This is a genomic window from Escherichia sp. E10V10 (assembly GCF_004211985.1).
Classification (GTDB): Bacteria; Pseudomonadota; Gammaproteobacteria; order Enterobacterales; family Enterobacteriaceae; genus Escherichia.
Genome location: NZ_RHJO01000020.1, coordinates 14568 through 41210, shown reverse-complemented (window position 1 = coordinate 41210; position 26643 = coordinate 14568). Strand labels below are relative to the sequence as shown.

At 43.1% G+C, this 26643-nt stretch carries 24 protein-coding genes; 6 read left to right on the top strand and 18 right to left on the bottom strand.

The genetic code is table 11. The features are described from left to right. Positions 1-93: 93 nt before the first annotated feature. The 12 genes from D9736_RS19290 to flgB form a co-directional block, all read right to left on the bottom strand. On the bottom strand, positions 94-1746 hold the full coding sequence (locus D9736_RS19290) for a methyl-accepting chemotaxis protein (protein WP_130209527.1): 1653 nt from the start codon (positions 1744-1746) through the stop codon (positions 94-96). A gap of 96 nt (positions 1747-1842) precedes the next feature. Then, positions 1843-2778, bottom strand: coding sequence for a flagellar hook-associated protein FlgL (gene flgL / locus D9736_RS19285; RefSeq protein ID WP_130236381.1), 936 nt, complete (start codon positions 2776-2778; stop codon positions 1843-1845). A 36-nt stretch (positions 2779-2814) separates the two neighbouring features. After that, on the bottom strand, positions 2815-4452 hold the full coding sequence (gene flgK, locus D9736_RS19280) for a flagellar hook-associated protein FlgK (RefSeq protein WP_130209531.1): 1638 nt from the start codon (positions 4450-4452) through the stop codon (positions 2815-2817). A 98-nt stretch (positions 4453-4550) separates the two neighbouring features. Beyond that, positions 4551-5501: a flagellar assembly peptidoglycan hydrolase FlgJ gene (flgJ, locus tag D9736_RS19275; protein WP_165382767.1), complete on the bottom strand. Its 951-nt coding sequence runs from the start codon at positions 5499-5501 to the stop codon at positions 4551-4553. Beyond that, positions 5501-6562, bottom strand: coding sequence for a flagellar basal body P-ring protein FlgI (locus tag D9736_RS19270; protein ID WP_276319617.1), 1062 nt, complete (start codon positions 6560-6562; stop codon positions 5501-5503). The genes flgJ and D9736_RS19270 overlap by 1 nt, the downstream gene beginning before the upstream one ends. A 68-nt stretch (positions 6563-6630) precedes the next feature. After that, the gene (locus D9736_RS19265) at positions 6631-7344 is read right to left on the bottom strand and encodes a flagellar basal body L-ring protein FlgH (protein WP_130209535.1); all 714 of its coding nucleotides are present in this window, start codon (positions 7342-7344) and stop codon (positions 6631-6633) included. 55 nt (positions 7345-7399) lie between these two features. Continuing rightward, entirely contained in the window at positions 7400-8182 is a 783-nt protein-coding gene (gene flgG, locus D9736_RS19260; protein ID WP_130209537.1) for a flagellar basal-body rod protein FlgG, read from the bottom strand. 23 nt (positions 8183-8205) lie between these two features. Next, positions 8206-8943, bottom strand: a complete 738-nt coding sequence (locus D9736_RS19255) for a flagellar basal body rod protein FlgF (protein WP_130236382.1) — start codon at positions 8941-8943, stop codon at positions 8206-8208. 9 nt (positions 8944-8952) lie between these two features. Beyond that, positions 8953-10161, bottom strand: a complete 1209-nt coding sequence (gene flgE, locus D9736_RS19250) for a flagellar hook protein FlgE (protein ID WP_130209541.1) — start codon at positions 10159-10161, stop codon at positions 8953-8955. Between the two features lie 33 nt (positions 10162-10194). Further along, a complete protein-coding gene (locus tag D9736_RS19245) occupies positions 10195-10908 on the bottom strand; it encodes a flagellar hook capping FlgD N-terminal domain-containing protein (RefSeq protein WP_130209543.1) in 714 nt (237 codons plus the stop codon). Between the two features lie 10 nt (positions 10909-10918). Continuing rightward, positions 10919-11323 (bottom strand): flagellar basal body rod protein FlgC, encoded by a 405-nt coding sequence (gene flgC / locus D9736_RS19240; protein ID WP_130209545.1) that lies wholly within the window; start codon positions 11321-11323, stop codon positions 10919-10921. Between the two features lie 8 nt (positions 11324-11331). Continuing rightward, complete coding sequence (flgB, locus tag D9736_RS19235) at positions 11332-11745, bottom strand: flagellar basal body rod protein FlgB (RefSeq protein WP_130209651.1); 414 nt, start codon at positions 11743-11745, stop codon at positions 11332-11334. Between the two features lie 277 nt (positions 11746-12022). Here flgB and flgA point away from each other — a divergent pair, with 277 nt between their 5' ends. The 3 genes from flgA to flgN all read left to right on the top strand — a co-directional run bounded on the left by flgA (position 12023) and on the right by flgN (position 13545). Further along, the gene (gene flgA / locus D9736_RS19230) at positions 12023-12721 is read left to right on the top strand and encodes a flagellar basal body P-ring formation chaperone FlgA (protein WP_130209547.1); all 699 of its coding nucleotides are present in this window, start codon (positions 12023-12025) and stop codon (positions 12719-12721) included. Positions 12722-12789: 68 nt separating this feature from the next. Then, entirely contained in the window at positions 12790-13083 is a 294-nt protein-coding gene (flgM, locus tag D9736_RS19225) for a flagellar biosynthesis anti-sigma factor FlgM (protein ID WP_130209549.1), read from the top strand. A 15-nt stretch (positions 13084-13098) separates the two neighbouring features. Continuing rightward, entirely contained in the window at positions 13099-13545 is a 447-nt protein-coding gene (gene flgN, locus D9736_RS19220; protein WP_130236383.1) for a flagellar export chaperone FlgN, read from the top strand. A gap of 122 nt (positions 13546-13667) precedes the next feature. On the opposite strand, the gene flhC is transcribed toward flgN, so the two are convergent. The 3 genes from flhC to D9736_RS19205 form a co-directional block, all read right to left on the bottom strand. Then, positions 13668-14219: a flagellar transcriptional regulator FlhC gene (flhC, locus tag D9736_RS19215; RefSeq protein WP_130209553.1), complete on the bottom strand. Its 552-nt coding sequence runs from the start codon at positions 14217-14219 to the stop codon at positions 13668-13670. 10 nt (positions 14220-14229) lie between these two features. Beyond that, entirely contained in the window at positions 14230-14577 is a 348-nt protein-coding gene (flhD, locus tag D9736_RS19210) for a flagellar transcriptional regulator FlhD (RefSeq protein WP_130209555.1), read from the bottom strand. Positions 14578-15686: 1109 nt separating this feature from the next. Next, positions 15687-16319, bottom strand: coding sequence for a response regulator transcription factor (locus D9736_RS19205; RefSeq protein WP_130209557.1), 633 nt, complete (start codon positions 16317-16319; stop codon positions 15687-15689). Positions 16320-17337: 1018 nt separating this feature from the next. On the opposite strand from D9736_RS19205, the gene D9736_RS19200 reads away from it, so the two are divergent. From D9736_RS19200 to D9736_RS19190, 3 genes are all read left to right on the top strand, one after another. Then, entirely contained in the window at positions 17338-18330 is a 993-nt protein-coding gene (locus D9736_RS19200; protein WP_130236391.1) for a RepB family plasmid replication initiator protein, read from the top strand. A 2362-nt stretch (positions 18331-20692) separates the two neighbouring features. Continuing rightward, positions 20693-22114: a hypothetical protein gene (locus D9736_RS19195; RefSeq protein ID WP_130236384.1), complete on the top strand. Its 1422-nt coding sequence runs from the start codon at positions 20693-20695 to the stop codon at positions 22112-22114. Between the two features lie 1187 nt (positions 22115-23301). Then, entirely contained in the window at positions 23302-23829 is a 528-nt protein-coding gene (locus tag D9736_RS19190; protein WP_165382768.1) for a polymer-forming cytoskeletal protein, read from the top strand. A 334-nt stretch (positions 23830-24163) separates the two neighbouring features. Here the strand turns inward: D9736_RS19190 and D9736_RS19185 are convergent, their stop codons facing one another. The 3 genes from D9736_RS19185 to D9736_RS19180 form a co-directional block, all read right to left on the bottom strand. Beyond that, a complete protein-coding gene (locus D9736_RS19185) occupies positions 24164-24586 on the bottom strand; it encodes a hypothetical protein (RefSeq protein WP_240779359.1) in 423 nt (140 codons plus the stop codon). Next, the gene (locus D9736_RS23640) at positions 24546-24806 is read right to left on the bottom strand and encodes an Ig-like domain-containing protein (RefSeq protein ID WP_240730454.1); all 261 of its coding nucleotides are present in this window, start codon (positions 24804-24806) and stop codon (positions 24546-24548) included. The genes D9736_RS19185 and D9736_RS23640 overlap by 41 nt, the downstream gene beginning before the upstream one ends. A 482-nt stretch (positions 24807-25288) precedes the next feature. Then, positions 25289-25828, bottom strand: a complete 540-nt coding sequence (locus tag D9736_RS19180; RefSeq protein WP_130209563.1) for a C40 family peptidase — start codon at positions 25826-25828, stop codon at positions 25289-25291. Between the last annotated feature and the right edge of the window lie 815 nt (positions 25829-26643).

Sequence of the window (26643 nt, the reverse complement as noted above, 5' to 3'; positions counted from 1 at the left end):
AGTGAAACATATCAGGACTTCAATAATCAAAGGTAAATTCATCTTTTATATACCTAATAATTATCCTGATATGTATCTTACTATTATTTTAATTTAGAATGATTCCCACTCATCATCTGACTGAATTGGTGTTTTTTTCGATACATCAGGTAATACATGTTTTCTGGTTTGTTTTTTAACATTCCAGGAACGTTTATCTTTTTCTTCTTCGACAACAAAAGAAGAAACCATATTATCCAATTCCCCGGCATTCGTTTCGACATCACTGGTGGTTTTAGCGGCCTGCTCTACCATCGCAGCATTTTGTTGCGTAACCAGATCCATTTCATTGATTGCCTGCGCAATCTGGCTTATGCCGATACTTTGCTCATCAGAAGCTGAGGTAATTTCTGCCATGATATCAGTAACCTGAATGACAGATTTGACGATCTCCTTCATCGATTCCCCGGCGACAACCATCTCCTGAGAACCGGTATTCATGTTGGCGACACAAGTATTAATCAGCAAACGAATCTCTTTTGCTGCATCTGCGCTACGTTTAGCCAGGTTGCGAACTTCACCGGCAACAACGGCAAACCCGCGCCCCTGTTCACCTGCACGCGCCGCTTCTACTGCCGCGTTCAACGCCAGAATATTGGTCTGATTAGCAATGCTGTCGATAACGCCGTTGATATCTGCAATCTGGCGGGAACTGTCTGATATTTCACGCATAATTCCGTCAAGATTACTCATCACATCACCGCCGTTGCGTGCGCTAATGCTGGCGCTTTCTGCAAGTTGTCTGGCGCTGTGGGCGTTATCGGCGTTCTGACGAACGGTGATTTTTAGCTCTTCCATACTGGCAGCAGTTTGCTGCAGTGCAGAAGCCTGTTCTTCCGTGCGTGATGACAAGTCATTGTTGCTACTAGCAATTTCATGAACATTATGGTAAATCTGCTTCACGCCGCCACGGATGCCATTAACCGTTTCCGTCAGCGACAAACGCATTTTTTCAACTTCAGCCAGCATTAAGCCGATTTCATTCAGATTACCAATTTTTGTCTGATGGCTCAGGTCGCCGCTGGCTATTGCCCTGAACGCCTCTTTTGCCATCTCAAGTCGTTGAAAAAGATTGCGTTTCAACCAGATCCGCGAAACTAAAAATATTACAAAGCCCAGCAATAGCGTAATCACCGAGATGGTGGTTATTCTTTGCGTTTCTATGTCTGACTCGACATTAAATTTGTTGGTAACACGAGCGGCTTCGTCCAGATAAGCGTCAATACTAGTGCGTAATGCATGTTGCACGTCCATATCGTCAGCAACGATATTGCCTGGATAATCTTCCGGATGCGTGATGAATCCCATTTTATTGGTTTCTCTGTCCAGAGCATCCTCAAAGCTTTTTTTGACAACCAGCGCCCGGTTATGTTCTTCCTGGGTGGTGAACGGCTTATCCATAAACTGGCTGATTAGCTTACGTGATTTATTTAACACATCACGATAAGTATCTATTTCATCCTGAGTAATTTCTTGTTTGGTAATATTGTGCATCATCAGCGAATTAATTCCGCTGAAACTGTCAAGCGTATAGATAGCCGCCATCATCAGAGATTCATTCTTATCCAGAGATAAGATGGCTCTGTCAAAATTCCTTGATGCGTTATTTGAGTTCACATAACTCAAACCGGATACCAACACGAGAAATAAGATGAACATACCCAGCAGGATATTCATCCAGGTCGAAATATTAAAGTGTTTTAACATGATTTCTTAACCAAAGTAAAAAATACCCTACTGGTAAGTGATTACCCTAATAATAGATATATTTCCCCTTCCCTGAATCAGGTCAGGGTTCAATATTTACCCAAGCGTTTTGAATATAGAAAGCTGCTGCATTGCCTGAAAAACGCTCATGGATGAATTTAAAGCAAATTCAGACATTTTCGATTCAGATAATACGCTGATCATGGTGTCCCAGTCAGAACCGGTTGATTCCTGCAGTCGACTCTGTACGGTAATCGCCTGAGTATCAGCACTGCTTCCCAGCGTTTCCAGCTGTTGCAGACTTGAGCCTACACGCGCCTGGATTTTTCCCAGGTTATCAATGGCTTTATGTACATCAGTATTGGTTTGCCCAATGGTTTCTTCAAACGTTTTACGTTCAGCGTCGTTCGGGTTTTCCGGCAGATTATTTAACGCGTCAATGGTCTTCTGTAAGGATTGCAGGATATTATCGCCCGTTACCGCATCAGTCGGGAAAAGCGCATCACCTGTCGTACCGGTCTGCATTTCCGTACTGTCTGACACATTCTGTGTCATTGGCGTCGTACCGCCAACGTAGGTGCCATCGGCCTGAAACGGTGCAGCACCTGTTTTATAGCCCGCAAAAATGTACTGTCCATCGCTGTTTTTGCTGTTCGCCAGGTCGAGCAAACGGCTGCGGATCCCGGATAATTCTGTCGCCAGCGCTTCGCGGTCCGCTTTGCTGTACGTTTCAGATCCCGCCTGAACAATTTTGCCAGCAAGGTCTTCGGTCAGTAAGCCGGATATAGACGTCAGCGTGTTATCTTCCTGCCCGAGGGCATCCTGAGCATATTTTCTTGCAGTATCAAACTCGCCCAGACGTGAAAGCGCATTTTGATACATCACCGCCTGTGATGCCTGACCTGGATCGTCAGACGGTTTCAACAGAGTCTGACCGGCAGAAAGGCGCACGGAGAGATCGTTATAATTGGTCATGGCTTTAGACATACTGTCTAACTGACGCTGATACATAAAACTGGTGCTAAGGCGCATAGCGATTATCTCAAAATAGAATATGTCAGTGACGTATTATTTAAGGCTTAACAGTGTGTCAAAAAGACTGTTAGCTGTTTTAAGCACTTCGGCATTGGCCTGATAATATTGAGAAAACATCTGTAAGTTGACGTATTCCTCATTCATATCTACCCCTGAAACCGCCTGCTGTTGCATTGCCCACTGGTCGCAGGCTTTTCCGGCGGTATCCTGTTCTGCCTGAAGGGTGCTGACCGTCGATCCCACAGAACTTACCAGGTTGGCATAAGCACCGGTCAGGGTCATATCTCCGACAATCTTTTCATCCTTAAGACCGAGCAGTATCGCAATATTTTTGTTGTTGCTTTGGTCTGTCACATCTTGCGAGTCGGAGGCAGCAATTCCATCACCATCGGTAATCGCCACTTTAATGCTATCTGCCGCGCCGGAAGCAGGATTCAGCGTAAAGCTGTCACCATCATTGGGTGTACCTGTCGGTGTCACGGTGATGCCGTCAAATGAGAGTGAACCACCAGGATTAACGGTTGGCGTAACGGCTTTACCCTCGCTGTTTTTCACTTCCCAGGCATTAGATGTGCCATTCCAGGTGATAGTATAATCTTCGGCATTAACCGCTGAGGCGTTATCTATGGTCACTCCCAGGGAAGCACTGCCGCTATTAGAGTTATAGCCTGTTGCCTGCGGAGCATCGAGACTGAAAATATCGCCACCGTGATTACCGTTATGATCATAGCCACCTTTATTGACCTCATTAAATCTCGACGCCATTTTCAGCGCTAACTGATTAAGCTGATTACGGGCATCGACCAGATCGGTATTACGGAATTTAAACAAACCGCCGAGATTACCTGTCGTGGCATTTTCATCCAGCAACTGGGGATTACCGGTGGCATCGATGTAAGCAACCTGCATCTGAGACGGATTTTTATCTGACGGAGTCGCTTTTAAATTGTAAGACTTACTGCCATTGACCAGTGACATGCCGTTTTGCATTGAGACATTCACACTGCCCGTGTCTTTATTTTCCGTGACATTAATGCCGATCTGCGTACTCAGTTTATTTAACAGTTGATCGCGTTTATCGAGTAAATCGGAAGGCATTCCGCCCGTCTGGCCATGAATCTTGTCGATCTCCGCATTCAGATTTGCTAACTGAGTGGTACAGGAGTTGATATCTTCAACGCTTTGACTGATTTGCGTGTTGGTATTTTTATCAAGGCCATTCAGAGTCTTGCTGTTAGAACGATACTGATTCGCCAGCGCTTCAAATTGCGACAATACACCCTGACGCGCAGCAGGATCGAGCGGGTTATCACTGACCGCTTCCATTGCCGTAAACATATTGCCAAGCGTCGTGGAGATGTTATTGGTATCATCCCCTAACATGTCATCAATCTGGCTGACCTGCTGGTAACGGCCCTGCATGGTGGTAAATTCTGTTGTTGCACCACGTACCTGATTATTCAGGAATCCGTCATACATGCGCTGAACGTCATCCACGGCGACACCATAACCAAAAAAACCATAATTAGTAGACTGGCCGCCCGCTTCTCCAAGCATAATGTTTTGACGGCTATACCCTGCCGTTACGGCATTCGTCAGGTTGTTTCCGACGACGTTAAGGGCACACTGCGCCGCGCTTAATCCATTCTGAGCCAGATATAATAAATTCATAAAGTACCCGCCATGTCGACGCTGATTGAAATCTTTAGGTTATAAAAACGCTGCTTTACTAATAAATCGGCCTGAGTGAAATTCCCTAAAGACTGTATTTAAAATATTGATGAAAGGTCCGTGTTATAGGCATTCACAGCATGCTCAGCCCGACCTTTAACTTGTTGAATAATGTTAATTAATTTATGTGCGTATGCAGGATCGGTAGCATAACCGGCTGACTGAAGCGCTTTTGCCGCCGCCTCTGGTTTTACGGCATTGCAGACATGTCGGTAACGCGGGTTATTAACCAGTAATGACGCGTAATCCTCCAGCGCCGCTGTATAAGACGGATAAACCTTAAATCGCGCTTTGGTCTTATTCGCCACCCCATGTTTATATTCGGTGGTGGTTATTTCCGTCGTTTCACCGTGCCAGTCAGATGCGGCTTTTATGCCAAACAGGTTATGGCTGGGTTTGCCGCTTTGTGTTGGGATTTCACGATTTCCCCAGCCTGATTCAAGCGCGGCCTGCGCAATAATAAGCTGATGCGGGATCCCACTTTTGCGGGCAACGGCCAGAGCAGGTTGCAGCAGGCGTGAAATAAAACCGCCCCCTTCCCGTAGTGCCGTTTCGGGTAGCTCCCGAACAGAACGAGGCACTAATTGCGATAGCGAGAAAGAATGCGCCGGTAAATGAGGCAGCGCCGCATTAAAATGCGACGTGGACGGGACATACGGCTGAGAAGTGGCGGTATGCGGATGAACACCACCGCCCATCTGGGCGACCATCTGATCCGCAAAGCCAAGTTTCCCCGTTTGCGCGATGTTCTGCGAAATTTGCTGATCGAACATCGAAGTAAACATCGAGGACTGTTGTGAATCCATCGCCCCGCTTCCCAACGAGGCATCGCGCATACTCTTCAGCATCATCTGTACAAACAACCCTTCGAGTTGTTGTGCCGCGGCTCTCAGACCGTTTGCCGAATTACTTTTTACGTCCCGCTTAAGCCCGTCAAGGCTATGTTCATCAAATGCGGCACCATTAGATATCATTGACAGGCTGTTCATTAATTGATCTCCAGGCGTGCGTGCAGGCAACCGGCGTCATTCATCGCTTGCAGGATCGCCATCAAATCATTCGGCGTCGCACCGAGACTGTTCAGCGCCCGTACTACATGGCTTAAATCGGCACTGGTGCTGACGCGTTGCAAAGAACCGCCCTGCTCACGAACAGAGACTTGAGTTTGCGGCACAACTACCGTCTGTCCGCCAGCCAATGGCGTGTCCGGTTGACTCACCTGACTGGAATGGGCGATATCCACGCTCAGATCTCCCTGGGCAACAGCACAGGTATCAAGCGTGACATGGCGGTTTATGACCACCGACCCGGTACGCGAGTTAATAATGACGCGAGCATCTCCGGAACCAACATTCAGTGACAAATCCATCACCGCAGCCAGAAAACGGACTCTGGCAGCCTCGCCATTTGGCGCATACAGTTTTACTGTCCGCGCATCTTCAGCCACAGCTGCGGAATAGAAACGGCGATTAATGGTGTCGCTAATCTTCTGGGCAACAGAGAAATCACTCGCGTTAAGCAACAGTTTTAACGGGCGCTGGTTGGCGTAATCCATCGGTACTTCACGTTCAACGGTTGCGCCGTCGGTAATACGTGCGCCGTTGAGCTGATTCACCTGTACGCTGCTTCCGCGGCTCTGAGCTCCGGCGCCGGAAACCAGCAAATTGCCCTGCGCCAGCGCATAGATCTGATTATCCGCGCCTTTCAGCGGCGTCATCAGCAATGTGCCGCCACGCAAACTTTTGGCGTTACCCATAGACGAGACGACCACATCGAATTTTTCACCCGCACGGGCAAAAGGCGGCAGTTCTGCCGTTACCATTACTGCAGCAACGTTTTTCAACTGCATACTCGACCCAGGCGGGACGGTGATCCCCAGCTGCGAAAGCATGTTGTTTAGCGTCTGCGTCGTAAACGGTGTTTGCATGGTCTGGTCGCCTGTACCATCCAGACCAACGACCAGACCGTACCCCATCAGAGAGTTACCACGCACACCTGACAACGAAGCCAAATCGCGGATACGCTCTGCCCTGACCGACAGGGAGAGCATAATTAACAATAACAGGCCGGTCAGACGGGTAAATTTATGCCAAAAATAACGATTCATCACCGACACCTTTAGAACGGAGAAAGATTCAGGAACAGACGCTGTAACCAGCCCATTTGTTCGGCTTCGTTGATATAACCGTTACCAACATATTCGATACGCGCATCGGCAACCTGCGTGGAAACCACTGTATTGCTACCACTGATTGTCCGTGGGTTAACCACACCGGTGAAACGGATAAACTCAGTCCCCTGGTTTATCGCTATTTGCTTTTCCCCGACCACGCGCAGGTTGCCGTTAGCGAGGACATCGCTGACCGTGACGGTGAGCGTACCGCTGAAAGTATTTCGAGCAGCCGCACCGCCTTTACCCGAGAATTCATTTTTACCGCTGATCTCCGTATTAGCCCGATCGCCACCAAACAATCCTTCGATAAAGTGCGGGATTGTCTTGAATGAAAGCCCTGTCGAACCGCCATGAGAAGCATTGGCAGACGAACTTTTGCTGGCGCTGACATTTTCCTGCAACACGATGGTCAATGTATCACCCACATTTCTTGGGCGACGATCTTCAAACATCGGCTGAAAGCCATAGTTCATCGTGCCGCCAGGCTGAAAAATCGCGCCATTATTAGCAGGCTGATACGGGATCTGCGGCGTCACAGATGTTGCACCTTCGACCAACGGTTTATGAGGGATATACGCGCATCCTGAAAGAAGCGCGACCAGGGCAACATGCGTTAACAGACGCCGCAGTAAGCGGCCAGAATCTATCGGATAGGTCATAACGATCACATAATAAAAAAAAGCCGCGAAACCACCTGCGGCTCAAAGGCACAAATCAAAGCTGCGTTAAACGCTGCAGCATCTGGTCCGAAGTAGAGACAGCTTTGCTGTTAATCTCATAGGCACGCTGAGTCTGAATCATGTTGACCAGTTCCTCGGCCACGTTGACGTTCGACGTTTCCACGTAGCCCTGTCGCAGCGTACCTGCGCCATTCTGACCAGGTGTTGTTTCATTCGGTGCACCGGAAGATTGCGTCTCCCGGTACAGGTTTTCACCAATGCTTTCCAGACCGGTATCATTGATAAAAGTACTCAGGGTAAGCTGCCCAACCTGTTGTGGCTGCGCCTGCCCGGCAATGGTGACGCTGACAATACCGTCGTTGCCGATGGTGATAGATTTTGCATCCTGCGGTACGTTTATCGCCGGCTGAACCGGATAACCGCTGGAAGTCACCAGTTGACCGTTCTGATCAAGCTGGAACGAACCATCACGGGTATACGCTGTGGTGCCATCCGGCATCATAACTTGCAGGAATCCATCCCCTTCAATAGCCACATCTTTCGAGTTGTTGGTCTGGGCCAGGCTGCCCTGGCTATGAATTCGCTCAGTGGCCACCGGTCTTACCCCTGTTCCTAACTGTAAACCGGAAGGAATAGTGGTTTGTTCAGATGACTGAGCGCCCGGCTGGCGTAGCGTCTGGTACAACAGATCTTCAAATACAGCTCGCTGACGTTTAAAACCATTGGTACTTACGTTAGCCAGGTTGTTGGATATAACATCCATATTGGTCTGTTGTGCTTCCAGGCCCGTTTTTGCAATCCACAGGGAACGGATCATGCGTTATTACTCCTTACCAGTGATTAGCTGGCGCTCAATAACTGATTAGCGTTACGTTCATTGTCATCAACGGTTGTGATGACCTTCATATTCATTTCAAAGCTGCGCGCGGTGGTGATCATGTTCACCATTGAATTGACGGGGCTGACATTGCTGCCTTCCAGCATCCCCGGCATAAGCTGCAGACTCGTATCCGCCGCCAGCGAACTGGCATCACGGGTATGGAATACACCGTCATCGCCGTGCTGTAGTTCGCCTGGTAGCGCATTGACAATCTTGATGCGCCCGGTTTGCGCTACGGCTGACGGTTCTTCACCGGCACCCAACGCAGAAATGGTGCCGTCTGGCGCGATAGTTAACTTTGCCTGAGTAGGTACGGTCAGCGGACCACCATCGCCTATCAGTGGCAGACCACGGACTTGCAGTTGCCCGTCCGCCGTCATCTGGATATTGCCGTTTTTGGTGTAACCTTCGGTACCATCCGGCAGTTGTACTGCCAGCCACCCTTCTTTTGGCAGCGCGACATCCAGCGTGCGGTCGGTTTTTTCGACTGTTCCCGAGGAGTAGTCACTACCAGGAGTCGATTCGGTCACCAGCGTGCGGGTCGCCATTGACGGGCCGTCTACCGGAACGGCACGATAAGCGGCAATCTGTGCGCGAAACCCCGGCGTCGAGGCATTAGCCAGGTTATCAGACACCACGGCCTGGCGATCGAGGGCCGCCGTTGCGGCCCCCATAGCGGTATATATCGCGTGATCCATGTTTTGCTATTAACCCAGGTTAACCAGCGTTTGCAGGACTTCAGACTGTGTTTTGATGGTCTGAGAGTTGGACTGATAGTTGCGTTGGTAGACGATCATGTTGACCATCTCTTTACTCAGATCCACGTTTGAGGCTTCCAGTGCGTTACCGCGCAGCGTACCGAGGTTCCCGGTATCAGAAATCCCAACGACCGGCTGGCCGGATTCCGGGCTCGCAGACCAACAGTTGTTCCCTGCTGGCTGCAGCCCGCCTGGGTTATTGAAGTTAGCCAGAACAACCTGGCCCAGTAACTGCTGCTGCCCGTTGCTGTAAGAAGCAACAATCTGGCCGTTATCGCCAACGACATAACCCGTCATCGTACCCGGCGCATAACCCGTAGTTTCCGGGCTATCCATCGAGTTATCGGAAGCCTGCTGCGACAGTTTGGATAAATCGAGATCGAAGTTAAGTGCTGCGGCACCGTTGTACGAAGCGCCATCGACTTTCAGATTTGCGGGGGTCGTAACGAGCTTTCCGCTGGAATCAAATGTTATGTCAAGTTTTTGCGGTGTAGCGCCCGGAGCGGTAGAGTCATTAGAGTAGACGGACCATGTGTTATCTGCCGTTTTGACAAAATAAACATTAATGGCATGCTCATTACCCTGGCTGTCATACGCATTCACTTGGGTAGAATAGTTATAGGAATCGCCATCAGTCGTTTTAAACGGATGCGTTACTGTATCAATTTTTGTATTTCCGGAATCCAGGTTACCGCTCAGGCTACCTGCATTAGAGGCTTTTGCCGGCATCGCGCCCGTTGGGATCTGCAAAGGCCCGACCGGTGAACCAGCCTGGACAGTTGGCGGTGTACCAATGGCCATATAACCGCTCAGGCGCATCCCCTGACTGTTCACGATATAGCCATTGGCATCGGTCTTAAACTGACCGTTACGGCTATAGAATATTTTCCCCGCTTCGGTTTCCATACGGAAGAAGCCATTGCCCTGAATACCCATATCCAGCGGGCTGGCGCCAGCGCCAAGAACACCATCGCTGAAATTCTGATCAACGCCAGCGACCTGAACGCCCATACCGATTTGCGAACCTGCAAACACGTCGGCAAATGAAATAGAGCCGGACTTAAACCCGACAGTTTGCGAGTTGGCAATATTGTTGCCGACGACGTCCAGCGCCTGTGATGCGGCGTTTAACCCGCTAAGACCTTGTGAAAAACTCATTTTATTTCCCGAAAAACAACATAATGAAATTGATTATTCAATGAGATAGACATTGGCCAGCGTGGCCGTCTCATCATTACCTAACTGCAGAACAGCCCCTGTCTGGGTGAAAGAAACACTGTCTACTTTTGATTTTTTCAGCGACACGATGTCAGGAGTGCTGCCGTCCGGGTTGGTAGCGGAATACGAAACGGTAAAATTCGTATCGCTTACTGTGCGTGGATCGGAAGGCTCGAAATCACTGAGATCGTCCAGGGTATATTCATGCACGCCGGCTTTAACATCTTTCAATTTTCCGGTGTAAGCATTTCCTGCATCATCAGTCAGCGTGACAGTGACGTCGCTCGCATCCTGATTGACAGAGAGCGCAAACTGATTATTGCCACCCTGTGCGGTAGAAACAGTGGTATCACCTTCTACCAATACCTGGCGCCCTACCCATTCGGCAGCATTCATCTGCTGCATACTGGTGACCAGCATCCCGACGCTATTCACTGTGCCGTTCAACTGCTGCACACCCGCCGCCGTATTAAACTGCGCCAGCTGAGTCGTAAGCTGGTTGTTATCCATCGGATTGGTGGGGTCCTGATTCTGCATTTGCGCAACCAGCAACTGCATAAAGTTATTCATAATATCTTCGGCGCTGCTGCCATTGGTGGCGGAGGCCGCGCTATTACTGGTTGCTGCTTGACTGGCTTTATTAACTGCGGCAGAACTGCGTTGTGTCATGACGGGTAAAACCGACATTACTATTTCCTTACTGACCCAAAGTCAGTGTTTTGAGCATCATGGTTTTCGCGGTATTCATTACGTCGACATTGGCCTGATAACTGCGGGAAGCTGAGATGGTATTAACCATTTCGCCCACCACATCGACATTCGGCATATGGAGATAGCCTTTGTTATCTGACTGAGGGTTGTCAGGGTCATAGACCAGACGATCCGGCGCATCGCTTTCCACCACATCACTGACTTTCACTCCGCCGATCTCCTGATCCGCAGCATGATCAACGCTAAAAATGACCTGTTTGGCTTTATATGGTTTACCGTCCGGCCCGGCGATACTGTCGGCATTAGCCATATTACTGGCGCTGACGTTCAGACGCTGAGACTGGGCGGCCATCGCTGAACCGGAAATATCAAAAATACTTAGAAGTGACATAATTTTATTTATCCCTGACTAACAACCGTCATCATGTTTTTAATCTGTGATGTCAGAAACGTTAAACTGGACTGATATTTCACTGAGTTATCTGCAAAATTAACACGCTCGCGATCCATATCTACGGTATTACCATCAGCGCTGGGTTGATCGGGTATACGATAAAGAGGTCGTGGATCAGTCATTAAATGCGTACTGTCAGCAATATGTCTTTCAGAGGTGACCGTCAGACTCATATTATTGTCAGTCGCCTGACTGCGGTTAACGGCTTCCTTTAACTGTTGCGAAAAATCGATATCCCGTGCGAGATATCCTGGTGTATCAGCATTCGCGATATTAGAAGCAAGGATGCCCTGGCGTTGTGTCAGCAGACTCAACGCATGCTGCTGAAACCGGAATTCACTGTCGAGTTTATCCAGCATGAGATAAAACCTTTCTTGTTTATTAACAATATTGCGGTGCATTTTATGGTGAGAGGTCGAAAAAACCATAACGCAAATATGCGACAGCAATGACGTCAATTAACCAGATTGTTCCCCAAAATGGCATACAAAAAACACTTTGATATATTTTGAAATGTCTATCCTGCAAACAAACGCTTTTACGGCATCACATTAGCGAGTAAAAAAATTGCTTCTCAGGATATATTATTGTGCATGTCTTAAGTCGAAAGCTTTTCTGACGAAAGGTCGATAACAAATGTTATTTAAACGTTTACCCCTCGTTTTATTACTTTTCCTGATCGTTTATCTTAATCTGACAATCCTGGCTCATGCCTCACAGTCAACCGGTCAGTCGCTGTCGTCGCGTATCGCATTGCTGCTGGCCCCTTATAGTCAGGGAATGCCACAATTACAGGTTACGATCCTGACCCCTACCACTCAACTGGCAACACTTTGTGGAAACCCGGCATTACGTTTACCTGGCCATACAAAAAAACTAAGCGGCAATCACAGCATTATTGCCTCTTGCGGAACACATCAGAAATTCATCCAGGTTTCTGTAAGTGCCACGGCGACATACTGGCTGGCAGCACATGAACTTACACCTGGGCAAACGGTAAGTCAGAATGATATCCAGTCACAACGAGGGAATATTGACCATCTTCCAGCCGATCTCATCCTCGACCCACAGAAGATTATTGGTGCAACGCCAACCCGATGGATACAACCAAATCATCCTCTGACTTTCAGCGAACTACGCCAGCAATGGGTGATCCACACAGGTGAAAAAGTTGATGTGATGACCAAAGGCGATGATTATGAGATTCATACCACCGGAAAAGCATTAGACAATGCAACCCTCAGAGAGTCATTTCGCGTACAAATGCACTCCGGGCAAACCCTGCTGGCGACAGCCGTAGGTAACGGTAAGGCATTTATCAGCCAGAACGACTGACTTCAGTTATTTCCCTGTACGCCGATATACATAGTACCCATTCATTATTATTTCGAATCAGGATAACTATGAGTATCGAGCGTATTTGCCAGACCTCTCCTGTACAGGGAGCTGACATCCGACAATCAACGGATTCACGTCAGCCTCAACCGCAGGGTGGATCACTGCGATCCGACGATCAAGATGCCAGTGTGCATGTTGAATTAAGTCATCTGTCTGACAGATTTACCTCAGATGATTCCAACGATGTAGACCACGCCCGCCTCGCCAAAATCTCTGCGCAAATAGCCGCCGGTGAATTAACCCTGGACAGTGATCATATCGCCGCCCGGTTGGTTGATGAGATTATTCGATTTTCATAAACCAGGAGTAACAAAGTGAAAGATCAGTTAGAAAAAAATCTTATTAAATTGCAAACACTTCTTGATGAACTGGAAGGTACCTTGCTGGAAGAAGTTTCCCAGCTCAGCCGCGCGAGAATAAATCCAGTCTCGCTTCAGGTTATCTCTGATAATAAAAGTCGTTTGTTGGCTGCAATTAATTTTTATGATGAAGAACGTAAGCATGCAGAAAAAAATGCACAGCTTTATATTCCTTATAAAAATAATGCCAGACTTGCCACTCGTTGGGAAGGGATTACTTTGGTGCTACGTCGTGCAAGTGATTTGAATCAAAGGAGTAATCAATTACTCGAAATCCATATGGAAAGAGTAACCACTCTGCGAAAATTAATAGTTCAGACTGGAAATATGCCATCACTTTATGGAGAAGACGGCGATCATTCTCATCATCACGTTGGAAATAGTTACCGGATTTCTGTATGAGTCTGGTGAAGATAGCAGCCAGAAAACCTCTGTCACTCCACGTCTTTATAATCGCCCCCATCCCTGCCATTCTGTGCATTTGAAATCCACAGATGGCAGGAAGATATGCGTATTAGTTTTCATTAAATCTCATGGCTTACATGTTCAATTGATTGTTCTTTCATTTTTTTGCTTGCGCGAGAAGGTGGAAAACACAGGCTACAGGTAAAGGTGTGCAAACTGTATCCTGGTGTTGTGACAAAACTGCCACCGCAACCGCAACAACGCGTCAATTCTACCATTCCGCAGTCAATGAAGCGTAACAGCGTCCAGGCTCTGGTTAAGCTCAGGATAGACTTCTCACCGGATTCCTTCTGAATCTGGTCCAGATACAGTCGGTAAGCTTTAAGCATGACTTCGACTGGACGGCCAAAGTTTTTCTTTTGCAAAAAGCGATAGATGTTATAGAAAATCGAAGAATGAATGTTCTGTTCCCATGACATATACCAGTCAGCAGAAAATGGCAGCATACCTTTTGCAGGCGAACACCCTTTAATTTCTTTATAAAGTCTTAATAACCACCGACGACTCAGATTCGTTTCACTTTCAAGAACCTGCATTCTTGCGCCAAGATTAATCAGTTCCATTGCAATTTGAGCATCCTTAACTTCATTAATAATGCTTTTATCACTCATAATCGTACCCTCAGATGGCAATGTTTTTCTGTTCGGACAATGAATCCAGTAATTCTGTGGAAAGAATAATTCCAGTGTGAATACGTTGCAGAGCATCAATCCTTGAATCTCTGGTTAAACAATTAAGTATCATTTCACTGTCTATACGTAAACGACAAATTAATTGTCCGGTAGACGATAATTTAATCAACTGAGGAAGAGATAATCCCACCAGAGATTCCATTGTCGCTTCATTTAGTCCCAGTCTGAAGCCGGCAGATATTTTATCCTCCAAAATTAATCGTTGTGCCAATAAAAGGTAAGTCAGATTCAAATCATGGATTGCTTGTGATTGTTCAGAAAGTTCAATCGCATTCATTATGTTATTTCTCCAGACAGACTCTTATTGAGCCCAGCTATTAATATTTAGACACAAAATAAAACATTATATTATCGCCTGATTCTACTGAACACATCAGGTTGGCTTACTGATAAATATTTAAAGATGACTGCTTCAAAATAATATCCTGGTGTTGGGAAACCTATGGTTTTCTGCTATTAAGTGCAAAAAATCATCTAACATATTATTTTAAAAGAAAAAAATCATAGTATATACGCAGACATGCCACTCTTATGATAGGTCGAGATGGCATCACAGCACTGTGAGGATGATTTCAATTTTACATAAAAGGTCATAACTCTTATGAATGGTGATAACTATGGGTTATTTCCAGAAAAGCAAAATGCCGTTGAGTTATTTCATGAGTTAGATTTTAAACAAATGATCTCGCTATCAAAATACCTTAGGAATCATTTCATGATAAAATATTATTCTAATATAAACAAGATGTTACGTGTGTACTATAAAAACATTCCTAATGATATTTAAGTTGTAATTAAGTATCTTGTACTAACAAATGATACTTTACAGTAAATTCAACTGGCTTAGAGAGATTTCATTCTTAAAAGCTGTCATCCACCTTTCAGTTGAGTTATCAGACAAATACCCATTTTTGTATGCATTGCCGATTTTCGTTGATATCAGGTTATTCAGACAGGAAAGACAGTGAAGTGATAAACGTTGGCTGGAGTATCTCAGACGAAAACGTCAGGGGCTGCATCACCAGTCAGCAGGGAATAGCAGGACGAAAAGCGCCATGAAGAGCTCTTCAGACGTCTGGAAACAAAATGGGGTCCCGTAAATGGTTAAGCGACTAAAGACAAGGTCTGGCAGTAAAACAGAGGTTATGTAGTGGGCGACGACTATTGTGTCGGCTCTCTCTTTTTCCAACGGCGGGCTGACATGTGAAGAATCAGAGTGCGGTTATTGCTCTTGCCGTAGAATAGTGGTCACAATCATATGACCACTACAGTGACAGTATTCTGACAACGCTTTCCTGGACAGGCTCTTACTCCTATAGAGCTAAAAACACCCGAAACGAGCGAAATTTATACTAACTACCAGGCGCTATACCTTTCCCTTATACACTATATGGTACATACACCCATTCTCAGACCTACTTTTAGAAGTTCAATTCCACTATGAACATCCATTTTTTTCATCAGATTTAAGCGGTGTGTTTCAACAGTTTTATTACTGACGTCCAAAATTTTTGCGATATGTTTATTTGTTTGCCCATCTGCAATAAGTTGCAGAATTTGTCTTTCACGCATAGTCAGAAAATTACAAGGGACGGGTTTTCTTGTGACGGGCGATGTCTGAAGCAAACCATCATCGAAATAATGAGTATTATTATAAATATTTTCAATCGCGTGGTTTAAATTTTCAGGAGGACTGGTCTTCCAGACAACCCCCATAGCACCGGCATCAATGAATTTGTTTGCATCTATATATGGTTTTTTTTCCATATATGATATTAATTTTGATTTTATTCTCATAGAGTGTATCCAGCGTATAAGTTCAATGCCCCCCAGACCGTCAGAGAACTCACCAAGAATCAATACATCTGGCTGATATTGTGAACAATACTCAGCTGCACTCAGAGCATCAGTGAAGGTAGATGATACTTCATAAATAGATGGATACTTTGATAAGAATGTTACTATTCCCTTTAACATCAGTGGATATTTATCAGCTACCACCACACTAATTTTCTTCATTGTCTTCTTCCTTTTCCGGCAAATCCCTGGATCACCTTATAAATTTTAGGTGATTAACCCTATTGATTGTAAATAGGACTAGTTATATAGTCATGATGGAAATATGATTTATAGTTCATAACTACTTTTATATTTTTCTGATAATTTATTAATGACTAACTATGTGCTTAATGTAATAAGCTCTGTTTTTATTTTTATAAATATATGATCTCAATTTTTGTTGTTGTTATTCGTTCAATGCTATTGAGTTATTTTTTATGATGTTTATTTGTTGTTTAATACCTTCCAATTGTGACTTTTCTTCACACAGTGCTCATTCGTCTGTACAGATTATGCTGCTCCAGCAGCGCCTGATAGTCAGTTGAACCGTATTGGCTACCACATCAGTGTACTGTGACGTTTTGAGGCCTCTCACATCTCTACAGCGCTATTTACAGGGTATTACAGGACGTCTTCCCGTCGTACGAGATGATGCGTACCGGTAGTAATCGTATGTGGCCTCAGGTTGATGATGATTGCCTGGCACACTTTACCTTCAGATAATCAGCTGATGTCTCTTGTCATTCCCGGGTTCTGGCGATGAACTTTTCTGCTCATTACTCATAATTACTTTATTCGTTTAGATCACAGTAGTTGATCCTAAGTAGATCCTTTTAAGATCCTAAATAGATCCCAGATCGCTGTAGCCTGCGTCAACATTGACTTCCGGGCGATCTTGATAAGCTATAGTTTGTAAATTATAAACTATAGCCTGCATTCATATATGCTGTAGCGAGATAAACCCAGGCTGTAGTTTGCAGTCTGTATAAGCTATAGTGAGCACTCTCTATAAAATTAAACGATAGCGATAATGTATTTTTTCTTTATTTTATAATGACATACGGATGCCCTTATAGATTCATACAGGTGTATACACAGGTTACGCACAGCATATCAACAGCTGTTTTCTTGTGCTATTAGCTCGGTTATATGGACTGGGTGCCCAAACTTGGAGCTGATTTTGGAAAAAGATATTGATATTAAAGATTTTTTTGATGAAGTAGATAAGCGAACAGGAGAAGTTGTATCTCTTACTCCGAACGCTAATAACACTGTACAGCCTGTTGCGCTAATGCGCCTGGGGGTATTTGTGCCTACCCTCAAATCGCTTAAAAACAGTAAAAAAAATACACTCTCAACGACAGATGCCACTGAAGAGTTGACCAGACTCTCACTTGCTAAGGCTGAGGGTTTTGACAAAGTGGAAATCATTGGCCCGCGACTGGATATGGACAATGATTTCAAAACCTGGGTGGGAATCATACATTCTTTTGCAAAACATAAAGTTATAGGTGATAAGGTTCAGCTTTCGTTTGTTGAATTTGTAAAGCTTTGCGGGATCCCGTCAAGCCGATCGTCTAAAAAGCTTCGTGAACGTATCAGCCCTTCCTTAAAACGGATTGCCGGGACAGTCATTTCGTTTACCAGCCAGACTAAAGAATATACGACGCATTTGGTTCAATCCGCGTACTACGACACAGCTAAAGATATCGTCATACTCCAGGCTGACCCCCGATTATTTGAGCTTTATCAGTTTGACCGAAAAGTTCTGTTGCAGTTAAAAGCGATAAACGCGCTTAAGCGGCGTGAGTCCGCGCAGGCTCTGTACACCTATATCGAAAGCTTGCCCAAAAATCCTGCACCTATCTCAATAGCGCGTTTGCGCGCCAGGCTAAACCTGAAATCGCCTGTTTTTTCGCAAAATCAGACGGTTCGCAGGGCAATGGAGCAGCTGAAAGAGATCGGATATCTGGATTACACGGAGCTGCAACGTGGACGGAGTGTGTATTTTAACGTGCATTATCGCAGGCCTAAGTTAAAAGCTCCCCGCTCTGATAGTGAAGCCTATGAACAACCTGAGCATACAAATGACTCGGTTGATCCTTCTCTGATTGAAAAAGTTAAGTTACTAGAAAAGCTGGGGATTGATCTCAAAGATTTGGAAGCTCTTTTGAACCTTCGTAAAACATAAGCTGTAGTCAGTAGAATGGACTGAATACTCACTATAGTTTATGTTTAATCGGATAGTGTCTTTCGATTTTGCAACGCTGATATCTTCAGTTTTTTATATAACTAGCTGAAAATTAATGTGTTTTATACATCCCCTCTCATTCTTACATCAATAGTGGTGCTGTTCTGCATCACTATTGATTTCTTTTAAGCCTGGTTTTACATAGGATTTTGACGACCTTTGCTCTGCTCAATGGTGTTTGCATCAAGTTAAGGATTACTGATTTAAATATAATAAGTAATAAGCAGATTAAAAAGTAAACACAAATGCTATTAATGCAATATAAATCAGATAGTTACTTGTTTTTTGCCTTAGTGCTTATACTCGCTATAGCTTATATTAATCTTAAAAATCGACACTACTCCCTCTCTATAGTTTATGTTACTACCTATAGCATATGTTACTCTCTATAGTTTATATTGCTGCCTATAGTTTATTTAAATGAAACTAACGTACTGATATGCTGAGAAACATCAGCTAAAGAAAAGATAAAGACAGGAAAGCTCAGAGGCCAAAGTTCGGGACGTGGTTATCATGTAAGAGTGTAAGAAAGCTGATAAAGTGCTTATGACACACTGTTATATTGGTTTGAGCGATGAGGATATAATGTTGTCTGATTAACGAAAGTGCCTGTTATATCTGTATCATTTATCATATGTATTTTTATATCTATATGTTATTTCAAAATAACAGAGCTAATCTGAAGATATCTCTTACAACATCTGTTCTCTCTATAGCTTATGCATCATGATCTGGTTCAGATTGCTTTGATAGCTCTGGCTTCTTGCTCTTTTGAGCGTACGAATGTTTGTGCAATTTAAAATCAATATATGAATAAACAATAAATAATTCAAAACGATAACTATATCCTGGCATTCTAGGTTAGAGCCTGGTGATGATCATACTTATGCTCATGCATATTAAAGATGCTTATTACTCACTGTAGCTTATTTATCCTTAATAAGTATGTTCTGTCTATAGTTTATCATAAGGACAATCCTTCATTATCCTGGTCAGCCAGAGTATAAGATTACTATCTATAGTATTAATTTGAATTGGTCTTTTATAGAAATGACATCAAAACTTGAACCGTCTTTTCTGGCTAATTACCCTTTAATTCTGTTATTCATATGTGTGTTATTCTTTTTTGATTCATATCAGTCTGTAAGTTGAAAAGCTTCCCCCATGATGTCGCCCGATTTTTAGCAGGCTATTTAATTGTTTTCTTCTTGTCATTATTAATTCATTCCTTACGTTCTTAGCCCGCTGTATGAAGATAGCTTTTCTTTGATCGAGATGCTTAGTCCTTTTTTTATGTCATATGTGGAAAGGTACTCCATTTAATATGGCTGATATGTGGACGTAGTATCCATTTCTGCCATATTTCTCATTGGTAAAAAAAATTATAAAGTTATGTATGAAATAATAGTTTGCACTGAGTAACCGTGTGTCGATTTCACCCTGAAATCGGTAGTAAAAAACGCTATAAATCAAAGCTTTATTTGTGTTTTCTCTATGGCGAAATCACCAGGGTGAAGAGGGCTGAAATATCATTCAGTGATTGTTAACACATTATACCTATTGTGACTCTCGACTCATTGGCGCCGGAACTGAAAGTGGAAATTACGGATTGAGTTCTGACCTCAAATTTTTGGGCTATAAAGTCTGTTGATGCGCTTTTCTTACTGCCTGCAAATAGCTACCTGGTCGCTTTATCAATAAAAATCTCACTTAACATTGTTAAATGATGAAACGTTGTTATAAAACGTATCTGTTAAAGGTGTGGACCAACGTATGGTTAATGACTGACAGAGGAACCTTAAGTACACGAATGCTAATGTTGACGATTTCAACCTGAAATTTTTTGAAAAAATTCAGTAAATCAATGGATTGCTTACACTGAAGGTTGGCGAAAGATTTTAATCATCATGAATGAAAAAGGCGGTTCAGTAGAACATGAAATCGCTTTGTATAAGTCAGCATGACTAAATGGCAGATTACAGTAAGGCAACAACCTGATAGAAAAGAGCTTTATTTCGGAATGTAATGGCTACTATGTACCAATAATCCTTCATGTACTTTTCAGGTATGTAGGCAAAAAACGTTTAGATAAATACTGAACTGTTCACCTTGCGACAGTATTGCCATGATGGCTGTTTGACCCAGTTTTTATTTTATTAACGTTAACGTTGGAAAATCTGAATAAAAGAACCGTAAGGATTAAGCGTCGGGATCGCAACTGATGATGTGTTCTGTGCTTGTTAAGTCGTGTTAAGACATATCAGCTTAGTGTGCCGATCCTTTTGAAGGGAGAAAATCGCATATGTCAGAAAAATATGTCCAGGTATGCTCTACTGTATGTGCGATGAGTCATTTAGAAACCGCTGCATTGGATGGAATTGAAACGTATTCGACAAAATATCAGCTGGATGTTGCAGGGGTAAACGTCGATTTTAGCAGGGCTGATGCTATTGCTGATTATGCAATTCATAACTGTCTCAATATTATCATGCGTACAATTAGCCCTGATTTTGGCAAGGCGCAGAAAAAAGAAGCGAAGGTAATTGCTGGTTTATTAATGGTATCTTCGCAAATAGCAAAACTATCTGAAAGCGCAGAAAAAGAACTTGCTCAACAAAACTATGTTGAAGCATTGCGTCACCTGGTCTCACAGGCCTGTCTCAGTTTGAGTTTATTGGTATCTACAAATGATAAGTCTGGTTACGGCAACTACCGGCTATTATGCCGATTGCTGGATATAGCAAAAAATTCTGATTGCCGACAGCGGTTGTTGAAGAGGTTTCAGTTAGTAGACGCATACTTTACTATGTGTAGCGTTGATGACCATTGTGTAAAAAAATTAGGGATTAACGGGACATTAGCTTTTCGTAGTGAGACGTCATCACATTATTGCGATGACCTGCCAATACTGGTTCAATTTCCTGTTCAGGTGGTAGATGTAAGCAAAGAACCTTACGCTCTGTCACTTATCAAAAAATATCATTATCCGGCCTTCCCTGAATCCACAATTGAAGGTGATTTTGTTGTTAATGCTCGAATCGCAGAAAAATTAGAGAAAACTCGCCAACAAGCTTTAATACGTTCAAAACGTTACCAGAAAGCAAATGATAAGCTCAATGAAGCAATTAAAATATTACTGCACGATATAACGCGAGGCATTTCTGGTATTTTCGAACTGAATGGGGGAGAGGGGGATTTTAGGGAAATTTATCAATATATAGATGTTGTAAAAAAGGAAAATGAAAACAGAAACGAAGAGTATCAAAAGTGGCAAAAATCATCCTTGCAATATATAGAATATGCGAAAAAATTATTAGATAACACATTGATTATACAGAATAATATACAGAACATCTTTGCGATAGTTGCAGGGTTGGAAGCATTGGGTACTGATTATGTTACAGTAATGGAAAAATATCTTGAATCAAAAGGTTTGATAATAGATGGTAATGATAAAATCAAATCAAAATTCAGGATCCCTGCTATCTCATTAAATGGAAATTTAATAGAATACAATATTGAATGCGGTTCAGTAATATCTATTCTTGCTGAGGCTGAACGTTGTTATTCAGGTAGTGAGAAAACTAAATTTATATGTAAGAGTAATGATGTTATTCCTGTAGTTGATCCTTCTCTTTATTTTGAAGTTAAACAGATCATTGAGTTAGTAACTAATTATAAGAATAGTGCTTCTGAACTTATAAGGTCTATTAGCTCAGGTTGATTTGGCTGTTACTGATTATTTATAAGAACCCGAGCAGCTAATGTCTGGCTCATATCTTTCTCTATTCCTGATGTTATGGATGACTTGCTGATCAGGGGCTCATGGGCAATGCCTGACTTAGCGTTGACTCATTAACCATTTGAATAACTCCCCGGTAATTACCCGAATTGACATAAATGTGCCATTGGTAGAATATTCCAGTGCTGTAGTAAATCTGCGGCCGGGATTAGCCTCCCGACAATCATCGTGCCATATACCGCATTAGCGGTTTTTTTATGCCCTAAGCATGGTCACTTTCGCATATGATGGGTGTACAGGGGCGAAGGCATTCGCGCCGGTTTCATGATGTCCGGTAGGCTAACCCTGTACGGCTCACTACTTTCTCAATACCTTCGCATCGATATCAACACATAACGCTTAACGTGGATTTGTATTGATTAACTAAAACTGGCCATCTCTCAACCAGTTAAGGTGATTCAAGATAGCGTGTATCCAGGACCACCGCGTTTATACCCATGGTGGGCAGCTGGCAACTAACTACCCCTGTTCTTTCGTGAGCCGCCATCAGGCTATAGTCCCATCATTACACCCTTCATGGTTGTTATTGTTGCGATACTTTTTACGCCATCGGCTGTCATGTTCTGTGGAGAGCATATTATCTCTGTTCAGATGGCCAACGACACTTTCTGGTTACCTACCGTTTAGCGCATGACCTCAACCCTTTAGAATTTTCCCCCTGGGCCGATTTGTACAGTGAGTCAATGTACATTGCGGCAGCGATCCTCATTGCAGTCGTATAACCACTGAAGAAGGTATGTTATGTCCCGGTCCATGATTATTGTAAATCAAAGTAAATATGTTGAGATGAGAAGCAATACATCACAGTTATTGTGGGATGAGGTAGCGTACACAATCACAGTAATGGCGACTGTATTTATGGGGAAGTTACCTTGCCTTAACATCATTTGGGATAAGCATCTTCCCGAAGATATCGTTTACAGATGATTTCACCGATGAACTCTATTTCTCATAATTATACAGCGAACAACATGTTTCTGAATGCGGGAATCATTTCCTGGAGTCTGGCATTATTTTTCTGGTATTCAGGAAAGTTTTTTATCGCAGTGATATTGTTTTTTCTCATAATTTTTTCTTTCTCAACGCATTTTTTACAGAAAAGGATACTCATGATGTTTAACAAATCTAAGGCAGCAAAAGATAAATTAGAAATACTTTCAACACCGGAAAGTGTTGTAGACGTCGGTAGTACTGTAAAAAAAATGGAAAACAGAAATTCAGCTAATGAGACAGGGACAGATAGCACGGTTATTGCCAGTGATGTCGTCTTTGATGGCAATATAAATTCTAATAAACAAATATACATCTATGGTTGTGTGAATGGGAACGTAATTGCTAAGGATGGGTTGGTGAAAATAATGCGCAATGGTGTCGTGGAAGGAAATATTACCAGCCGGGAGTTAATTGTGGATGGTAATATAAAAGGGCATTGTCAGTCTGATTCTGTTGATATTTATGAAAATGGCCGTCTGGATGGAACATTGGTTTATATTTCTTTATCTATTAAGAAAGGTGGTGTTTTTACAGGTAAAGCTGAAGTATTAACTCAGGCTCCCGTAAAACAAAAAATTGTCGAGCTAAAAAGTGAGAGCGTCACTGTTGTTCCAGAAAAATGTGCATCACGCGAGAAGCGATAATCTGCACATGGTTGCAATTTAAGAACTGTAACTGGTGAAAGTGCCTGGTCAGGATTTACAACAGACAGGTAATCGATTCCTGCTATGAACGTTAAACGCTTCAGATTTCCTGGAGCATAAAAACGAGCGAAATGCAGTAAGATTGTACCTCAAACGTCCTCATTCGTACGGTCTGGTGTTGCAGACAGGTTTGGTAAGGATAAGGACTGTATGGATAGCGCAAGAAAGGATCTTTATAAGATCCTTTTTTACTGCGTGTATTTTGATAATTTTAGTGGTTGTTTACTTTACAATAATGAAAATGACAGTGAGCAAAGGAATTTAACCTTTCTCACTACTTGGCTATAGGCTCGCCATAGAATGCTACTGCCTGAACGATATACCCAGAATCAGTGAGCTGATCTAGTCTATTATTCTCTGCACAATAAAATTCATCGTTTTCAGCCGTATAAATGCGACAGTAACCATCTAACTGTGGTTCTAATTTCCATCCAACATTAGCCAATGTGCCCCATTCCTGATAAAGGCCGGTATTAACCTCGCGCCTGTTATATTGTTCATAATTGTTCAAATCGGAATCATTAATATCGCGCCGTGCTGGAAGTTGTCCCTTTACACTTGCAATCCATGTTAAAGCCCCTTCTTTTGTGTGATAAATTTTAGTGCTATATTTAAAATAACGTTTTACAGTAAAGGTATATCCTGACAAAAATTCACTAAGCAAAAATATAAAACGATTTACTACAACAACTTTCATCCACGTTCGGAAAGGTCACTGTGCCATCCTGACTAACAGTCAGTATTTTATCAGGAATACACTTCCAGGCTACGTTAGTATTGTTGGCCGGGTCATCATCAATGACCATCTTAAAGGTAGCACCAGGGAACAGAGTGTTAGGAAAATGATAATCATCAATCATATAATTTTTAATATCAAAAATATATCCATCCACTAAAACACCGGTAATTGCATTCATAAACAACCCCTCATTGCTGGTAAAATTAATATTTTTATTCCTGTAGAATGGAACACTATGGATATTAATAAAATTAAATGAAATCCGATGTTATTTATGGCTTATATACTAACCTGTTTATGGTTATCTTATCGTTCATTCAATCTTATGTACTGTATAATTTATTACCATAGGAATAATAATTATTATATCCTTATGGTGAAGTCTATAAATATCGTTTTAAATCATTTGGTTAATTAATTTGATAGGTATAAAGTGGTGTGCGATATAGAAATAATTTGATATGTCTGGTGAATTGTTCTTCTCGATGATCGCATAAGTGTTCCCCGTTTCCGGGCGGTCTCTCTCCAGAGAGAATGATGGATATATATGACGCTTTCTAAGCACATATCCATTGGAGGGAGAACTCCAGTCCGTCCAGTATAAGGATGTACTGAAGTCCTCCCTGCTTTTGTGTGGTCAGCATACGGAATCGGAACGCCTCAGGAAATCATCAGACGTCTTGCTCCCAGATAATGACGGCGGTAAAAATCTTTTTCCAGGCTGACAATTTTGACATTTTGCCCTGTATGTGGCGCTTCTATGAAATGTCCATTTCCCACATAAACACCGACATGATCGACACGTTCCCCATGTATTGAGAAAAATACCATGTCACCAGGTTGTAGAAGCATATAAGGAACATGGTGTGCCTGTGGCATGGAATACATGCCGGCGGCGGTCCTGGGAAGGGTAATGTGAAAATTCTTACGCCACGCGTACCAGATAAGACCACTGCAATCAAATCCGGTTTCAGGGGAAGCGCCTCCCCAGCGATATGGCTTACCCAGTTGTGCCATCAGCGTATTAATGAAGACTGTATTGGGCGACAATTTATGCTGTCTTGTCGAGTGGGATGTTTTTGTTTTGCGATGATGATTGACGACAGGAGTGTGTCTGATGTGGTGTACCGGCGATGCCAGTGTTGAGGCATGGTAACCTAACATCAGTAAAAACAATAAAGAACGATGATGTCGATACATAATGTAGACCTCTCGTTAATATGTAGAAATTCCGATGCTGTAAATTCATCCGATGATTTCTTTAAGATCTCTTTGAACCCGGGAGTTGGCACGATGTGAAAAACTGTTAACTCTGGACCGGCTTTTGAACGGGTAGAAAAGATCGGATTTTGTTCGTCTATCATTGCAACGGGAGACTGGAATATCCTGATGGTGTCGTGATGAAATTCTGATGGGAAGTCATAAAGCAGGAGCTGTTACAATGAATCTGCTTTCCTATTCAGTGATGGATTAGAACGTGAAATACGAATTGTGTTTTCTTAAAGTAATTTACTGTTTGGTGTGACTATTTTTGTATATCATCAATGGTTTATTTGTTAATGAATTGTACGGTGGTGGTGATTTTATTTTACATAAGGCTAAAATATGATGTTTGATAAAAAATCATAACTGAATGAATTTAAATAAACATAAATAAAATAATGTGCAAAATACGGAAAATATGAGAGTCCTGCGTAACACAGGAATGGCGTGCTTGTAAGTCGTAAATTAAATACACATTGTCGTTTATGTAAGTTATATTCATTAAAATCAATAAGTAAGCATTGTCTGATGCTGGACATGGTAGTGCTGAACCAGCCTCAGAGTATTAAAAAAAGATTATTAGTTACTGCGATTAATATCCGTGAACTTACCGATTGGTTAGGTGTCTTGAGTTATAGGAAACAATCTGTTTCGGCATCGATTAAATATCAGAATCTCCCTTCGTGATAACTACGCACTATTTTTTGGGGGCGATGCCTGTATATAGCTTCGGTGGGATTTTTATTAAAAAC

Excerpts from the sequence above, each read along its gene's own strand:
- D9736_RS19265 (WP_130209535.1), bottom strand. The coding sequence starts at position 7,344 with ATGACCTATCCGATAGATTCTGGCCGCTTACTGCGGCGTCTGTTAACG.
- D9736_RS19245 (WP_130209543.1), bottom strand. The coding sequence starts at position 10,908 with ATGTCGGTTTTACCCGTCATGACACAACGCAGTTCTGCCGCAGTTAAT.
- D9736_RS19290 (WP_130209527.1), bottom strand. The coding sequence starts at position 1,746 with ATGTTAAAACACTTTAATATTTCGACCTGGATGAATATCCTGCTGGGT.
- flhD (WP_130209555.1), bottom strand. The coding sequence starts at position 14,577 with ATGAATGCGATTGAACTTTCTGAACAATCACAAGCAATCCATGATTTG.
- flgE (WP_130209541.1), bottom strand. The coding sequence starts at position 10,161 with ATGAGTTTTTCACAAGGTCTTAGCGGGTTAAACGCCGCATCACAGGCG.
- D9736_RS19180 (WP_130209563.1), bottom strand. The coding sequence starts at position 25,828 with ATGTATCGACATCATCGTTCTTTATTGTTTTTACTGATGTTAGGTTAC.
- flgG (WP_130209537.1), bottom strand. The coding sequence starts at position 8,182 with ATGATCCGTTCCCTGTGGATTGCAAAAACGGGCCTGGAAGCACAACAG.
- D9736_RS19270 (WP_276319617.1), bottom strand. The coding sequence starts at position 6,562 with ATGCTCTCCCTGTCGGTCAGGGCAGAGCGTATCCGCGATTTGGCTTCG.
- flhC (WP_130209553.1), bottom strand. The coding sequence starts at position 14,219 with ATGAGTGATAAAAGCATTATTAATGAAGTTAAGGATGCTCAAATTGCA.
- D9736_RS19185 (WP_240779359.1), bottom strand. The coding sequence starts at position 24,586 with ATGAAAGTTGTTGTAGTAAATCGTTTTATATTTTTGCTTAGTGAATTT.
- flgJ (WP_165382767.1), bottom strand. The coding sequence starts at position 5,501 with ATGAACAGCCTGTCAATGATATCTAATGGTGCCGCATTTGATGAACAT.
- D9736_RS23640 (WP_240730454.1), bottom strand. The coding sequence starts at position 24,806 with ATGAATGCAATTACCGGTGTTTTAGTGGATGGATATATTTTTGATATT.
- flgL (WP_130236381.1), bottom strand. The coding sequence starts at position 2,778 with ATGCGCCTTAGCACCAGTTTTATGTATCAGCGTCAGTTAGACAGTATG.
- D9736_RS19205 (WP_130209557.1), bottom strand. The coding sequence starts at position 16,319 with ATGAAGAAAATTAGTGTGGTGGTAGCTGATAAATATCCACTGATGTTA.
- flgC (WP_130209545.1), bottom strand. The coding sequence starts at position 11,323 with ATGTCACTTCTAAGTATTTTTGATATTTCCGGTTCAGCGATGGCCGCC.
- D9736_RS19195 (WP_130236384.1), top strand. The coding sequence starts at position 20,693 with ATGTCAGAAAAATATGTCCAGGTATGCTCTACTGTATGTGCGATGAGT.
- D9736_RS19190 (WP_165382768.1), top strand. The coding sequence starts at position 23,302 with ATGATGTTTAACAAATCTAAGGCAGCAAAAGATAAATTAGAAATACTT.
- flgA (WP_130209547.1), top strand. The coding sequence starts at position 12,023 with ATGTTATTTAAACGTTTACCCCTCGTTTTATTACTTTTCCTGATCGTT.
- flgK (WP_130209531.1), bottom strand. The coding sequence starts at position 4,452 with ATGAATTTATTATATCTGGCTCAGAATGGATTAAGCGCGGCGCAGTGT.
- flgB (WP_130209651.1), bottom strand. The coding sequence starts at position 11,745 with ATGCTGGATAAACTCGACAGTGAATTCCGGTTTCAGCAGCATGCGTTG.
- D9736_RS19255 (WP_130236382.1), bottom strand. The coding sequence starts at position 8,943 with ATGGATCACGCGATATATACCGCTATGGGGGCCGCAACGGCGGCCCTC.
- flgM (WP_130209549.1), top strand. The coding sequence starts at position 12,790 with ATGAGTATCGAGCGTATTTGCCAGACCTCTCCTGTACAGGGAGCTGAC.